General features: G+C 38.2%; 12 protein-coding genes. 7 read left to right on the forward strand and 5 right to left on the reverse strand.

Translation table 11 applies throughout. From position 1 onward, the window contains the following. The first annotated feature begins 2 nt into the window (after nucleotides 1-2). Nucleotides 3-776, forward strand: coding sequence for a glutamate racemase (gene murI, locus BFS05_RS04220; protein WP_103084741.1), 774 nt, complete (start codon nucleotides 3-5; stop codon nucleotides 774-776). A 616-nt stretch (nucleotides 777-1392) separates the two neighbouring features. On the opposite strand, the gene BFS05_RS04225 is transcribed toward murI, so the two are convergent. Continuing rightward, a complete protein-coding gene (locus BFS05_RS04225) occupies nucleotides 1393-2370 on the reverse strand; it encodes a PHP domain-containing protein (protein WP_103084742.1) in 978 nt (325 codons plus the stop codon). Nucleotides 2371-2446: 76 nt separating this feature from the next. On the opposite strand from BFS05_RS04225, the gene BFS05_RS04230 reads away from it, so the two are divergent. After that, nucleotides 2447-3097 carry a vitamin K epoxide reductase family protein gene (locus BFS05_RS04230; RefSeq protein ID WP_103084743.1) on the forward strand — a complete coding sequence of 217 codons (651 nt, stop codon included), beginning with the start codon at nucleotides 2447-2449 and terminating at the stop codon, nucleotides 3095-3097. A gap of 39 nt (nucleotides 3098-3136) precedes the next feature. Here the strand turns inward: BFS05_RS04230 and BFS05_RS04235 are convergent, their stop codons facing one another. Together BFS05_RS04235 and BFS05_RS04240 are read right to left on the reverse strand one after the other, a co-directional pair. Next, the gene (locus BFS05_RS04235; RefSeq protein ID WP_103084744.1) at nucleotides 3137-3361 is read right to left on the reverse strand and encodes a DUF3107 domain-containing protein; all 225 of its coding nucleotides are present in this window, start codon (nucleotides 3359-3361) and stop codon (nucleotides 3137-3139) included. Nucleotides 3362-3407: 46 nt separating this feature from the next. Beyond that, nucleotides 3408-5102 (reverse strand): phosphotransferase, encoded by a 1695-nt coding sequence (locus BFS05_RS04240; RefSeq protein ID WP_103084745.1) that lies wholly within the window; start codon nucleotides 5100-5102, stop codon nucleotides 3408-3410. Nucleotides 5103-5395: 293 nt separating this feature from the next. Here BFS05_RS04240 and BFS05_RS04245 point away from each other — a divergent pair, with 293 nt between their 5' ends. Beyond that, nucleotides 5396-7039, forward strand: a complete 1644-nt coding sequence (locus BFS05_RS04245; protein ID WP_103084746.1) for an ATP-dependent helicase — start codon at nucleotides 5396-5398, stop codon at nucleotides 7037-7039. Between the two features lie 65 nt (nucleotides 7040-7104). On the opposite strand, the gene BFS05_RS04250 is transcribed toward BFS05_RS04245, so the two are convergent. Next, nucleotides 7105-8880, reverse strand: a complete 1776-nt coding sequence (locus BFS05_RS04250; RefSeq protein WP_103084747.1) for a zinc-dependent metalloprotease — start codon at nucleotides 8878-8880, stop codon at nucleotides 7105-7107. A gap of 449 nt (nucleotides 8881-9329) precedes the next feature. Between BFS05_RS04250 and BFS05_RS04255 the strand changes: the two genes are divergently transcribed. The 4 genes from BFS05_RS04255 to BFS05_RS04270 all read left to right on the forward strand — a co-directional run bounded on the left by BFS05_RS04255 (nucleotide 9330) and on the right by BFS05_RS04270 (nucleotide 14830). Next, on the forward strand, nucleotides 9330-10073 hold the full coding sequence (locus BFS05_RS04255; protein WP_103084748.1) for an ATP-binding cassette domain-containing protein: 744 nt from the start codon (nucleotides 9330-9332) through the stop codon (nucleotides 10071-10073). Then, complete coding sequence (locus BFS05_RS04260; RefSeq protein ID WP_180978594.1) at nucleotides 10063-12141, forward strand: YhgE/Pip domain-containing protein; 2079 nt, start codon at nucleotides 10063-10065, stop codon at nucleotides 12139-12141. The genes BFS05_RS04255 and BFS05_RS04260 overlap by 11 nt, the downstream gene beginning before the upstream one ends. A gap of 216 nt (nucleotides 12142-12357) precedes the next feature. Further along, entirely contained in the window at nucleotides 12358-13536 is a 1179-nt protein-coding gene (locus BFS05_RS04265; protein ID WP_103084750.1) for a hypothetical protein, read from the forward strand. Between the two features lie 40 nt (nucleotides 13537-13576). After that, on the forward strand, nucleotides 13577-14830 hold the full coding sequence (locus tag BFS05_RS04270) for a hypothetical protein (protein WP_103084751.1): 1254 nt from the start codon (nucleotides 13577-13579) through the stop codon (nucleotides 14828-14830). A gap of 51 nt (nucleotides 14831-14881) precedes the next feature. On the opposite strand, the gene BFS05_RS04275 is transcribed toward BFS05_RS04270, so the two are convergent. Then, nucleotides 14882-15304 (reverse strand): DUF3052 domain-containing protein, encoded by a 423-nt coding sequence (locus BFS05_RS04275; protein ID WP_103084752.1) that lies wholly within the window; start codon nucleotides 15302-15304, stop codon nucleotides 14882-14884. Between the last annotated feature and the right edge of the window lie 356 nt (nucleotides 15305-15660).

Genomic DNA, 15660 nt, shown 5'->3' on the forward strand with positions numbered 1-15660 from the left:
GTATGTCTTCGTCGGCAGCAATTGGTGTGTTTGATTCTGGATTAGGTGGGATATCTGTTGCTCGCGAAATAAGATCCGCTATGCCAAATGAGCATATACTTTATTTCGGCGACTCTGCAAACGCGCCATACGGCATTAAAACTCCTGAAGAAGTTAAAAAGCTGAGCTTTGCAATCGTTGAGCGATTCGTTAACCTAAATGTAAAAGCAGTTGTGATTGCTTGCAATACCGCCACTTCTGCGGCTGTGAAAGATTTGCGAGCGCACTACGACATACCAATCATAGGTATGGAGCCAGCTTTGAAATTAGCTTGCGATTTAGGCAAAGGCAAGCCTCAACGCGTAATCGTAGCAGCAACTGAGCTAACTCTTCGCGAGCGCAAGTTTGCGGATTTGCTTCAACGCTTTTCTCAAAACAACACGATTTTCTCTAGGCCTTGCCCGGATTTAGTGCGTATTGTTGAACAAGGGGAGCTTAGTAATCGCGATATAGTTTTTGCAGCTCTTCATAAATATTTTGATGATTACGATTTAGAGTCTATTGATTCGGTTGTACTTGGGTGTACGCATTTTATTTTTTATCGTGATTATTTTCGCGAATTTTTGCCTTCTAATGTTAACATCGTTGATGGCAATGCTGGGACTATTAATCATTTGCGCGAAGTGTTGTTTGCGCGCTCAGAGCTTGCTCCTCAAACAGAAATTGGCAGTATAACTCTTTCAAATTCCGATAACAGCAATCGCATAAGCGTTTTGTCTAAAACTTTGCTTAACTAGTTCTGCTATTTTTTAATTCTGGCGTGAGACAAGGATTACTAGCTCGACGACCTGCTTGAGTGCAGCATTGCGCGCTTTAAGCTCCTATTTAGTGTTGCTGAGTTGTCGGAGTTTCTCTCATCGCAAGATTTTTACATTGCTCTAAGAGAAACTTCGACAGCTCTTGGCATGTTTAGTCTTTTAATCTTCGGTTAATCACCGAGATTTTTCAATTTTTCTTCTTCGCTCAATGAATCACCACTTCGTGCTGAGGTTCATTTCGCTCTGGGCGAAAAATCTTAAATCTCTGCCTAACTGGTAAAAGCATGTTTGGTAAATAGATCTACGCACCAGGTACTAGTGAGGGATAAGGATTGCTTGGTCGAGCAATATAAGAGTGGAGCGATTCTAAACAGACCTTCACATAATCCAATCCTATTGGGAATAAAAACTTAACTAAGAATCCAAACACTAGTAGCACAAGCATAAAAACCATGTACTGTACGAGAGCGTAACGTCTGCGAGACAAGCAACCCTTATTCCTCACAGCAAGAGTCACCGCCAGAGTCACAGTCAAAAATGGCAAAAATTGGCGAAAATTCTGCAAAAAATAGGAGGATGCTTTTATTAGCTAGAGCTAGAGCTTGTATCCTAGCTTGAGTATTTTGTTTACTGTCTCACGCCCTGTTAATTCCTCCCCGAGGAGGTTCGGCTTGCCATCTCCATGCCAATCAGATCCGCCGGTAATAAGCAGATTGTAATCTTTAGCTATTTTTAATAATCTTTGCCTTTGCGTTAAAGAATTTCCGCGGTGATAAACTTCTAATCCGTTTAATCCAGAGTGAGCATAGGAAATAATTTGATCGTCTGAAAGCAAAATAGAATTGCGACTATAGTCTGCAGGGTGAGCAATCACACTCACGCCGCCAGCATGTTTAACAGCTTCAATAACTTCATAAACATTCGGGGATGGAGTTGGAATGTAGTATGGTCCATGAGGAGAAATCGGTCCGGCGAAAGCTTGAGATCGCGTTTCAAAAATTCCAGCAGCAACAAGAGCGTCTGCAATATGAGGGCGTCCAATTGTAGTAAGCTCGCCATAGCTAGCTTGAGCTAAAACGTCTTCCCAAGTAATCGGATAATCTTTTGACATTCTTTCAACCATTGCACGCGTGCGATCTATGCGTCGTTTTCTAGTAGTCGCAAACATTTTTGTCACAAGATTATCTTCGGGATTATATTGATAAGCTAACATGTGTACTGAAATTCCGTGATCTTCGGCTGTAATTTCAGAACCGTATAAAACTGGCATATTCTCTTTAGATGCAGCTTTTTGAAAATCATCCCATCCTGATGTTGTGTCGTGATCTGTAATGGCAACGCCTTCGATATTAAGTTTTTTGGCGATTTTTATTAAATCTTGGGGAGTTTTAGTGCCGTCGGAATACGTTGTGTGGCAGTGCAAGTCCCAGCCGCTTATATGTGAATGAATTAATGAATCATAGTGTAAACTTGTATTATACGAAAACGTATTTTTATAATCGCATTCGTTGTCGTTTATGGATTCACAGCAATGCTTTTTAGTAGATTCGTTATCGTTACCGTTTACAGTCATACAACTATCGTAAACTGTGCTATGTAACGCACTTTGCGAAAAGTTACGTAATCTTTAAAAACGCGTAGGAGTAATTATGCAACAATCAGATATTGCACAAAAAAATAACGAAGCCGAGTTTAAAGGTTGGCGTAATTCGCATATATGGACTTATGGCGTTATGCTTGCTGTTTCAGCATTAGCGTTACTAACTTCATTTGTTCTTTCGTCTGAAACGCTAGCTTTGGCTCGCGCTCCACATTCTCAATTAAGCTGCGATGTTAATGCTGTAGTGTCTTGTTCAAAAGTTGCTCAAACATGGCAGGCGGAATTCATACGATTCGGTGAATTAAGTTTCCCTAACTCATTCTTTGGAATAGCTGCAGAGAGCATTTTTGTAACGATTGCAATAATCGGATTAGCGCGAATGAAATTCCCTAAATGGCTTGCAGCTGCTTCGTGGGCATGTGGATTGTGTGCTTTGCTTTACGCTTATTGGCTGTTTTCGCAATCGTTATTCGTGATTAAAATCATATGCCCGTGGTGCTTAGTTTTAATGCTTTGCACAACAATACAATTCATGGCGCTTTCTCACGCTACTACTTGTTTGCAAGGAGTAGGATTGAAAGCTATGCCATGGATTAAAACGTATTATCGTTTGAATTACGATATTATGGTTGATGCTTTGTGGATTGCTGCTTTGATTACTTTGATTTTAGCAACGCATGGCAGTGATATTTTCGCGTGACAATTAGCAAAATATATTGAATAAATCAAAATATATTGCTTAATTTAGAGCGCCGAATCCTACTGTGTGCTTTGGTTTGTCTCCGATAATTGCGTAAGATAGTGATTCTTTTGGCATAATAATCTTACGATTGTTTATATCAGTGAGTTCAATCATAGAATTTTCATTGGTATTTGCTATTGCTTCACGAACTTCGTCTGCGCTTTGTTTAGTTTCAAAATCAATGGAATCAGAAACGTATTTCACTCCGAGCACTACTTGCATAATAATCTCCTATTGTGTGTTTATTTAAAGTTATTTTATCAGCATATTAATTATCTAAATCTGCTCTAGCGTCGCGCATCGCACGTTCTTCTCGTTCAAGTAACGGGATAGCAATAGTAGCAGGAGCGTCATCTGAATCAACTTTAGTTTGATTAGCTTTAGAGTTGTCAGTCTTAGTGCTGTCAGATTTAGTTTCAGTAGCTTTAGCTTTAGTAGTGTTAGTTTCAGTAGCTTTAGTGGCCGTAGCGTCGTCAGCTCTAGTTTCAGTATCTTCAGCGTTGTCAGCCGCATCGCCGCTAGTTTCATAAGCTTTAGCAGCTTTAGCAGCTTGAGTAGCTTGAGTAGCTTCAGTAGCATTAGTGCTGTCAGCGCTGTTTTCGTTAACTTCGTTAGCTTCTTCTTTATTATTTATGCTATTTATAACTTGTGTTTCAATAGAATCAAAAGTCCCAGATTTCGCACTTGTAGAAGACGTAGTTTCATTAGTGTCATCATTTAATTGAACAGTATGCTCATTAGTAGGATCTTTGACTTGAGCGCCTCTATCGAGTGTGACATCGCTTTCCGCGGTAACATCTGTAGATGCATCTGTGACTATTTGAGTATCATAAGATGCTTTAAGATTTGCTCCGGTAGCTGGTTTTCTTTCAGAAGAACGAGTGTCATCGCTTAGTAAATCACCAACTGTAAGAGTAGAAGGCTTAACACTATTAGCTCTAGCGTTTTTAGCTGCTTTAGATCCATTAATGCGATTAAGCTCATGCGCAAGACGTTCAACTTGTGCTTTAAATCGCATTATTCCAATATTATCCGCATTCTGTAATGCTTGAATAAAATCTCCGACTTGTTCCATCTGCAGCCATAAATTAGCGCGTAGCATAATAAGGCTATCTAAATGCGATCCGCGCATGCGCCCGTATGAGGAAAGTAATGCATCTCGCTTTTGCTCATTTAACTTTGCGAAAATCCAAGCTAAATCGCGTGCAGGATCATTTATTTGCATACTTTGCCAATTAGTAATAGCGCTAATAGTGGAACCAGAAAATAGCAAATCTCCATCTGAGAATCCGCCGTGAACTGGGCAAGTATCAAATGCCCATAATCCTTCTGTTTCAAGTACTCGTGACCAGCTATCTGTGATTTCTGTAGGTATGTGACCGGCAGAACGTAAACGCTTAATCCAACCAGTAAGCTGTGCTCTAATATTCCCAGTCGTAAATGCTGGGTATTTTGCTCTTTGCAAAAAAGTAGGACGGAGCCTGTGAATCGCACCTAAAGCTGTGCCAACATTCATGCAATCATCAGTAGTTAGAAGATTAAGTTCTCTAGCAGTTCCGCGAAGGTGTGAGCAGATCAATACAGTTGGATTATCGTCTTTCAAAGGCTTATATTCGCCGTATGTAGCACCTTGCATAACAGACGAATTTAGGTTTGCTTGAGAATCAGAAGATTTCTTTTCAGCGTCATTGCTTTCATTCGATGGGCGTAATGCTCCAGGATAAAAATTAAGCATCTCATCATGAGCAAAACCAAGTCCTGCTAAGCCTTTTGTTTGCTGTAATGACCATGCTGCTCTTGCGCGATCGCGTAATCTTACACGGCCTTTCATCTCGCTACTGACAAATATGTCGTAAAGCTTGCCTGAAACGTCCTGTATAACTGCATGAGAGATTCCCGCAGAGGCATCAGTGGCATTTGCCTGCTCGCTTTGGCGGGTTCCAGCGAACTGTACTTCTGGCATGACCGATGAGGCCAATGCTGCTAACTTGAATCTGCTTAACTGTGTCACACTCCCACAGTAATACAAAGTAACGAAATGCGACAGTTTTTCCAAGTATTGTTTTTTGTTTTTCCAAGTATTGTTTTGCGTCAATCGCGATTGTTTTGTATTAGTCGCGAGCAGAATTGCTTTTAGTCGCTAACAGTATTGCTTCAATCCGCGAACAGAAGGTCTTTTTTAGCTATTAACAAAACTTCTGACCACATATGCAATAAAAATTTTTATATGGCTAGAATTACTGTCACAATAGAAGTATGAGTTTTATAGATACTCCTGAAGCATTATTGCAAGGTTTGGACGATAAACAGCGCGAAGCAGCAATGTCATTGCATGGTCCTGTGAGAATTATTGCATGCGCTGGAGCTGGTAAAACTCGTACTATTACTAGAAGAATCGCATACGCTTGCGCTAAAAATGAGTGGGATCCTAAAGGCGTATTAGCTGTTACTTTTTCTGTAAAAGCAGCTAAAGAGATGAAAGATAGGCTAGATAGTTTAGGCGTGTGTGCTGGAGCTAGGGTTTCTACTTTTCATTCTGCAGCATTGCAACAAACTCGTAGTGTTTGGCAAGACGTTTGTTCTGCTCCTTTTCCTAACATAATCGATGATCCTAGAAATATCGTTCGAATGGCTGCATCTCAATGTGAAGGATTATCTGATATTCCTGCTTCGTATGTTAGAGATATTATTGCGGAAATTAATTGGGCTAAAGTATCTCTTATAGCTCCTAAAGACTATGAAAAAGTTTGTGCAGCAACGCATCGCAAGCCTCCAGCAGGATTGGAAGTAGAACAGTTTATTGAAATGTATGAGGCCTATGAGCGCGAGAAGAATTCTCATAATTTTATAGACTTCAATGATTTATTGCTGCTTACTTGCCATATTATTAACGCGTTTCCTCAAGCTGCAAGTAAAATACGTAAATCTATTAAATGGCTTACTGTTGATGAGTATCAGGATGTTTCCCCATTGCAACATGAGCTTTTGAAATTATGGTTGGGTGAAAATAGGAACGTTTGCGTAGTTGGAGATCCTGCACAGACTATTTATTCATTCGCTGGAGCTAGTAGTTATGATTTGTTGCAATTTACTCAAGAATTTGCTCCTATTAGTGCAGATATTAGTTTAGACACGGATTATCGTTCTACAGAGCGCATTATTGGTTTAGCAAATCGCGTACTTTCGGCTTCTCCTTATCGCAAAGATTATGTGAAAATGCGTGCATTAACTAAGGGTGGTCAAAGAGTTTCTAAAAAAATGTTTCTCACAGATAAGGATGAAGCTTTAGCTGTTGCACAAGATATCATGAGCATGGTCCGCAATCATAAGGTTGTGCCAAGTGATTGCGCTGTATTAACTAGGACTAATGCTCAGCAAGATATTATTTGCAAGATGTTATGCAATATTGGTTTGCGCGTTAAAGTTCGTAACGATATGGGTGTTCAACGAACTGTGTTAGATGAAGCAATGCCATCTGAAAATAGTGCAAATGAAAGCGTATCGAATACTTCTACAGATTCGAATACTTCTACAGATTTAAAAGTTGGTTCAAATTCGGTTTTAGCGTCTTCTGAAATTCAAGATAAGCCTTTGAAAGTTTCTGATTTGATGCGCGATATTCCTCATAGCGAAGAATCGCGTATGCTTGTTCCTGTTAATGTTTCTACGATTCATGCCTCTAAAGGTCTTGAATTTAAACATGTTTTTATTATCGGATGTTCAGAAGGTCTTATACCTTTCGGAAACGAGTCTTCTCTTGATGACGATAATCTCGAAGAAGAGCGGCGATTAATGTATGTTGCAATTACGCGCTCCGAAAAAACACTGCAACTTTCATACGCTTTGCGCAGGGAAGTTGCATCAGGAGCAACACGACAGCCTAGTAGATTCTTAGGCTAAAACATTCTTAGGCTAGCAGATTTTTAGTCTAGTAGATTTTTAGGCTAAAAATTATTTAGCTTTAATTATTCATCTTTTTTAGAGCTGTTATTTGTGCCATCGTCTGTAGCGTTATCGTCTGTATTGTCAGTTCCGTTATCTGTTGCGTTATCTGTACTATCGCTATCTTTGCTTGGATTGCTGCTACCGTCTTCATTGTAGTTGGAATCATCAAGTAACTTAGCTAATTCATCATCCCAATTTATTGAATCAATTTTTTCGCTATCGCTACTATTTAAGCCTAAGCTGTCTAAAGAAGTATTGTTGCTATTAGAAGACTTAGAATCCGCAGTATTTTCTACAGATTTTGCTTCTTTAGCATCACTTGTATTCTTAGCATCGCTAGTATCTTCAGTAGCAACAGTATCTTTAGCGTCACCAGTATTTTCAGTATCCTTAGTATTTTCAATATCTTTAATATCTTCGATACTCTCAATATTTTCAATACTTTCAAGATTCTTACTATTTCCAGATTTATTAGAAGAAGAATTATCTTCAGGAAGAGAAGGCAATAAATCAGGATGTGACCATAAAGAATCCCTTTCTTCAATGCCTTTTTCGCGTGTGATATTCTCCCACAAATCTGCAGCTTCACGCATGCGCTTTGGACGCAGATGCAATCCAAGTAGAGCTTCAAACGTAACTTCAGCAGGTCCGCCTGCAGCGCGCTCGCGACGAGTCATTTCGCGCAATTGATCTATATGAGGAATATGCGCCATTCCAGCTCGCCAAGTAACGCAATCCACCCAGCCTTCAGTTAAAGCAAGTAAAGTTTCCAAACTTTCTAAAGCGTGTTTTTGATCTTCTGAATCACTAAGACCAACTTTAGAAAGATTAATCGCTCCACTGATAGATTCAGGATTCATAGCGTCAACGCTACGCAATTGTTCTTCCATAGCATCCAAATCAATATTGATAGAATTTGAATACTTGATAATTAGAGATTCAAATCGTGGCATAAGCCATGGTACTGATGCAAATAATCTAGCGTGAGCCAATTCTCTTAACGCGAGATAATTCATCACTTCAGTTGTTTCTAAATTCCAAACTTTAGCGTAATCAATGCAATTATAAGGAATTAATCCTCCAGCAGGATTCTTCAATAAAGCAATACCTTGATCAAAACTTCCATGAACTTCATGAGATAATGCTCCTGCAGCAGACCCTAATTGCATTGCAAAACTTGTGTTAGCTAACAATTTCATAAGCTGAACTGGATTATTCATACCTTCAGGCAGTGGGATAGGAACAACGCCAGCAAATAATCCTGAAATTTCAGCATTATCTACATCGCCAAATCTTTCTGCAATAACAGAAGTAAAAGCATCGCTCATAGAACGAGCAACAGGATTAGCGAATTTAATCCAAGAATCAATAGTGTCTTCAACCCAAGCTTCACGCGAAAGAATCTCAGGAGTTCCAGGAGCTGGATTGAAATTAGTTGTTATATCAAGCCATAAATTTGCTTGACTTATAGATCTACGCGCTGAATCTGCAATATTTGCATTAACTGAGCCATTATCTCCAGTTGCTTGTTGCAAAGCCAATGATTGCGCTAGTTTGACGTTAATAGGGCCTTTTTCAAGAGTATCGCTCATTTGTGCAGGAGAGTTCAATCCTCCCATAGCAAAAGCTTGCATCATTGTGCGAACTTCTTCAGGGCTTGGTAACTTATCTGCATCCTGATTCATAAGTTGTTCGCGCACTTCAAAAGGAAGCTGATTTAACTGTTGCCATGCTTCTTCACCTTGAACAGGGCCGAAGCATTTAATTAGCCATTGATGTACTGCTTCTTCATTCATAATGCGTGTCCCTTATTTCTTTAAAACACAGTGTTATAGGAGTGTTATAAGACTATATAGCACAATCATTCTACCTGATAATTTAGTTATATGCATGTATTGAAATCTTATTTTTGATGCAGTTTTGGGGATAGTTGCGTCTTGTAAATTTTAGGTATTAAATCATATTAGCTGAAGATTATACGCAGATTAAGCAAAAAACATTAATTATTTCGATTGTTTTACTGTTGTTCACATGTTGTTCATATAAAAGAGTACTCTGAAAGTGTTTGTTCGGATAGTTAGTAATAATCGTTAATCTAAATAGTTAAAAATTTTATTGCAGCGCGTAATGTGAGATTGCTGTAAAAAAATAAAAATCAAATGATTAAAAGTAAAAAAGTTAGTAATTCAATTATTAGGTAAGGAGGAATGCTTGGCTTAGCAAAATTGCAGCCAACTGATTAATTATGCAAAAATTCCAAACGCTCTTAGAAGCTAAAAATTTAGGATTAAAAAAATTTAAAAGATCTCCATTTTGGGATATATCGCTAAAAGTAGAGCCTCATCAAATCGTTGCTATTTCAGGCGAACATGGTTCAGGAAAATCTGCTTTACTTCTAACATTATCCGGTTATATGAAATTCACTACTGGAACTCTTAGCATTTCAGATATGGTTCTTCCTCGCGACTTTCAAAAATCGCGTGATTATGTTGGTTTGGGATTGTTTAGTGGAATTAATGACTTTTACAAAACTCAAACAATAGAAGAAGTCTTAACAAGTGAGTTGAAACTTGCTTCTAAATCGAAACTATTTTTAGAACAGTATAAGAACAACGTTAATAATCGTGAAGCCTTACGTCAGTACGCGTATAACTTACTCGCACAGTGGAAAGTGTTTTCTCCTCGCGAAACAGAAATAGGTGATTTAACTCCATACGAGCGAATGCGTTTAGCAATTGCGTTAGCTTTGCTAAAGAAGCCATTGTTACTGTTTGTTGATGGAGTTGAATCGGAGCTTACAAGCGAGCAAAGCGATTGCTTATTTGCTGATCTTAGAGCGTATGTTAATGAAAACTATTGCTCTTGCATTGTTGGAGTTTTACAAAGCGAATTAGAAAAACAAGCAGATCAGATTATTTCGCTAAGCGATTCAAATTCATATCACGAGCATAAAAATAGTCTTAATGAGGGTGATACAAATGCGCGCTAATATTATTTCTCTTGCGTTTCGTGAGCTTAACAATACATTGAAAGGAAAAGCTCGAAAGCTTGTTATTGGAACCGTAGCTTTAATACCACTTTTATACGGATCGCTTTATTTATGGGCATTTACTAATCCTTATAAGACTTTAAATACCGTTCCTGTGGCTGTTGTTGTTGAAGACAATGGTGCTGTTATTAACGGCAAAATGCGTAACATTGGAAACGAAATTAAAACACGCTTAAAGAATCAAAAAGATGGTAGCGAAGGATTCCAGTGGAATTTTGTGAATAGTGATGAAGCAAACAAAGGTCTTAAGAATGGCAGCTATTTTATGGTAGCAACTATTCCATCTTCCTTCACTAAGTGCATTGCTTCTGCGCAATACGATACTCCTACTAAAGCAAAGCTTCACGTAAAGTATGATCAAGCAAGCAATATGCTGGCTTCGCAAATTGGTAAAACTGCTTTCCATACTATGCGTAGCGAAATTAGCGAGGCGATTGCACAAGAGTATTGGGAGAATATGTTTGCGAAAGTTAATTCCGCTTCTGATTCTCTTGGTGCTGCCGTAAATGGCGCTAATGCTTTGCATGAAGGCTCAAAATCTTTGCAAAATGGAGTGAATAAGCTTGCAGATGGATCTAATCAGCTTTCACAATCTTTGAGAAAGCTTCAAGGCGGATTAAGTGAGCTTCAAAAAGGCGCGAATACTCTTTCTAAAGCAAATGTTCAAAGTAAAGAAGGAGCTCAATATCTTGCTCAAAAAACGCAAGATTTAGCAAATGGTGCTCAACAATTAAGTGAAGGAACTCAAAAACTATCGGCAGCAACAGGCGAATTCTACGATGGTGCGCAAAAGCTTGCAGCTTCGAGCAGCGAATTAGAAGAACGCGTTAAAGCTGGAAATGCTGAAACAAAAGCACAAATTATGGGTCTTCTTATGAAAGCTCAAGATCCTAGAGTTACTAAGGAAGATGTGCTTGCTAGCTTGCAAGGTTTGGCTGGAGGATTAAGTGAGAATTCTGATCTTCTAGAAACAAATCTTTCTGCGCTAAGTTCTGGAGCAGACAGACTTTCTACTGGAAGTTTACAAATCAAGGGCGGAGTTGACGCTCTTTCTTCTGGTATTGAAACTGTTAACGCTGGTTCGAATAAGCTTGCTGCTGGAGCGAACAAACTCGCTGACGGTTTGACTCAAGTAAGTAACGGTAGTGAGAAATTAAATAATGGCGTGAATGAAGCTGCACAAGGATCTGCGAAAATAGTTAATGGCTCCAATCAGCTTAATTCTGGAGCTAAGAAGCTATCTGATAACACTCCAAAGCTTGTTGATGGTGCTAAGAAATTGCATGACGGGCTTAAAGATGCTCAAAAGTCTGGGAAAATCAACAATATTGTGCAAAAAAGTAAGATGATGAGTGCTCCTGTTTCTTTGGAAGAACACGAGTATTCTCATGTTGAAAACTATGGAACTGGTTTCGCACCTTACTTTATTTCTATAGGACTTTGGGTTGGCGCTCTTATGGCAACATTCGTGTTAAGAGTTATAGATAGACGATCGATACTTAATGGCATGAATTCGCTTAAGAGCACGCTTATTAGCCTTACGCCATTTGCGATTATGGGAGTTGTTCAGTCGGCTATTCTTATGGTTGTTGTTCATTGCGTTTTAAAGTTGCAAATTGACAATGTTGCCGTATTCTACCTGCTGGGAGTTGTGGCGTCTATAACATTTATGGCGATTATGCAAATGATTATGACAGTGTTCCATATACCAGGTCGAATTGTGGCGATTGTGCTTCTTATGCTACAAATCACAAGTTCTGCAGGAACATTCCCAGTGCAGATGACTCCATCATTCTTTAAAGCTGTTCATCCGTACCTTCCTATGACGTATTCTATTATGGGATTGCGTCAGGCTATGGCTGGTAGAAACAGTGGGGAAATAGCTTTCTGCTTTGGAATACTAGTGATTTTCGGCGTTATTGCAATTGCTATAACAAGCATTGTTGCTCACATTAAGCGCAACGTTACAATGTTTGATTTGCATCCTGCTATTACGCTCGAAGCATAAGCGTTGCTTATTTAATATTTAAATACTGGCCTGCGTAATAGTGAAAAGCTTTTGCGCAGGCTTTTCTATAGTTTCTCTATATCTATCTCTTCTTTTTCTATATCTTTTCTATATTTAATTAATCTATATTTTTCGTAGTTTTCAAATATTACAATGTCGTATTAAAATATTTAACTTGTTTGCTTATAATTAGTTAAAGCTTGAGAAGGGGTAGTTATGCCTAATGAAATTATGTTGAAACTAAAAAAATTTATTGCGTTAGTGCTATCGCTATTTCTTTTCGTGCCATTATGTGCTGGATGCTCGAATCAAAATAGCGCAAATACAAAATCCGCTAATAGTGCAAAAAAAGTTAATGTTATTAATGCAAAAGTAGCAGCTTTATATAAAAAAGTTTTAGCAAACGCTGATAAATATAACTTTAATGATGCTGATTTAAAAATTGATGCTAGCCAAAGTAAGTATTCTTACGCGTTAGTCAATATGAGCGATAGGGATATTCCGGAGCTTGTTTTGCGGAAAAATTTGGAAGGTATATCACTGCTGAAGTTTTTTGCTGCAAATAAAGATTACAGTGATGTTGTTTCTTCAGATGATTTAATTGGCTCTGGCGTAGCTAGTGGCATTAGAGCTTCAGTATCTCAATATGCAGACAGCAATTCATTAAGCTATGTTGAGTGGTCTTCTGGAACAGGGGATACTGGAGCTTATAAAGTGACTATGGATATTGAGGATAGCAATCCTCTTAAACAAGAAAAATACTGGTCTGGAATAATCACTGATCTTCCTAAACAGAATGTAAAAGATATTAATTTTGTAAGTACAGATGACACTACACTTCTCGATAATTTGGCAAAAACTGAGGATAATACTTATGAGAAAACCGTAAGCAATAAAGGCGGCGACTCTAATTCAGAAGATAAGGATTCTAAGAAGGCTGACAAGAAGTCTGACAAGAAAGCTAGTAAGAAAGCCGATTCTAAGAAAGCTGCTAGTGGCGAATCTTTAGATAGCAAGATTAAAGCTGAAAAAGCAAGCGGAAGGCAAGTAGTTTCTGGAACTGTGCGAGTTTTGTCATACAACCAGGTTCTTGAAGCGCAAAATATTCAAGATCCTAATCCTGGATCAGATCTTAATCAAACTTTCATGATTCTTATTCTTGATAATAAAACCAGCGTTACTGTGCTTCACGTAGGAGATATGGGCAATCCGCCTCATCCTAGCGATGCAACCATGATGGCGATTGAGGATGGTAGTCAGGCAAGACAAATTATGGAGAAGTACATTAATAAGAAAGTTTATATAAGCTTTACAGTAAAAGATGGAGTTTTCCCTTCGGATACTGGATTGCCTTTCGGCGAGCCTCGTTTGTACAAGCTTAAAGTTATTGAATAGTTGGATTCATTCAGTAGATAGTTAAGGATAGGGAATTATTATGAGAAGCAAAGCCTTGTTAGCGTCTAATATTTTAGCTTCTATTTACATTCCTATTTTATTTGGAACTACTATTTTGCTAATTGAGCAAATCAGCAAAATTAGAGTAAATATTCCCTATATGTCTTTTGAGTTTTGGATTTTAATTTTTAAATTAGTTCAATACTCTTCTACAGCTCTTACTACTGTTTTCGTAATTGTTGTTTTAGCTTTATTGCATGTTGTTTTATTTGTTTTAGCTATATTGCTTGGATGGATTGCATATGCTAGGAAAAGCTGGGGTACAGGTCTTGCTTCTGCGATTATTTATCTCGTAGGATCTGTGATTTTCCCAATAAGCTTGGTTCTAGTATTGCCTATTATGAGTATTGTTTTTGGATTTATTGGTGCGTTTGATCAAAGAAAGTATCACAAAAAAGAAAAACTTGAAAATAATACAGTTGAAGTTAATTTGAGAAGCCATGATGATCATGTGATTTGTCAAGTATCGCAGACTAAAGTTCTTTTGCCTGCAAATAATTCAGATAATTTCCATAAAGACGGCATGAATGCAGACGCAAATAATAATATAGATGTGAATCATGCTCCCACTTTTGCAGGTCAGGCTCCTACTTTGGTTGGTCAAGATAATACTTTAGTCGGTCAAGCTAATACTTTAGTCGGTCAAACTCCTGCTTTGATTGGTCAGAATCCTAACGCTTATGAGAATCAGCATATGCCGGTAACGCCTGCGCAGGTGACTTCTATGTCAGCAGCGCCTCAAAATGTGATTAATACTACTAGTGTTACTGATTCTACTAGTAGTATTAATACTCAAAATGAAGGTACTAATCATAAAAATAATTCTTTTAGAGATTACTATATTTCTTTAAAACAAAGTACGACGAAAGTTTTTCAAAATAATGTGATTATTACAAAATGTCGTACTTTCTTCAAAAAAGAATACAAAGCTATTGAAGATACTATAAGCAACATTGATAATAATGGCGGCTCTGCAAAGAACAATACCAAAAACAACGTAAAAAATAATGTCGGTAATAGTGTTAGAAACAGCGCGAGAAACAACGCTATGAACAGCGCTGTAAATAATACTCGAAACGGCGCGAGAAACGTTAATAATCATGTTATGAACGTTAATAACGGTGCGCGAAACATTAATAATAATGCCACTAATGTTAACAGTAGTGGCATTAACGCAAATAATGTAATTAACGTTCAAAGCAATGCGAACACGAATGCTCCTTACAGAAGGTGAGCATAGAAGTGCGCATAGTTGCACCTATTGATGGTGCTAAAGCGTAAGACTTTACTTACTCTGACCTTTTCCGAAAGCACGCAAGCGAATTCCATTCCAATCTGCGCTAACAGTTAGAGGAGTGGCTGCGTTCATTCCTGCGGTTTTTGCTGCGGATTGAACTGTGCTTGAGCTTGGTGAGCCAGGACGTCCAGGTTTAGGAGTGAGAACCCACATTGGAGCGTCATCGCTTAGCATATTAGTTGCATCCATGATGGTATCTGCCAGCTCATCTTCATCATCGCCGTCACGCCACCAAATAATAACGCCGTCAACAGCTGAATCGTAGTCTTCGTCTACAAGATCTACGCCAGTAAGCTGTTCAATACTTGTGCAAATGGCATCATCGACATCGTCATCCCACAGCCATTGCTGTATGACATCTCCGGATTGGAATCCAAATTCTTCTGCATGTTGAAAAGCTGTCTGTTCCACGTCACTCAATATATCAAATCGTCACGAAGTGCGCACTTATTCCGGCGTGTATTCGATTTTTTTGAATATTTGTTTTAAAACATGAATTTATTGAATGTGTTATTTATCACATATAAAGCACTGGTTATTTATAAGTGTTGCTTTCTTTAATTAATTAATACGAATGTAGTATCAAAAATCATAAGTATTTTTGATAAAAATAATTAGTATTTTGATTAAAAATAGTAATTTTTACGACCAATTTTTATACGCAATTTTTCAACACGCTTAGACACGCCTGAAAAATCGCGAAAATAACATAAATCACTATATCTGGGTGGGAATCTTTACTTGAACCCTAGATATTGTGCATGGTT

Origin of the sequence: Gardnerella coleohominis (genome assembly GCF_002896555.1) — a bacterium.
Taxonomy (GTDB): domain Bacteria; phylum Actinomycetota; class Actinomycetes; order Actinomycetales; family Bifidobacteriaceae; genus Bifidobacterium; species Bifidobacterium vaginale_F.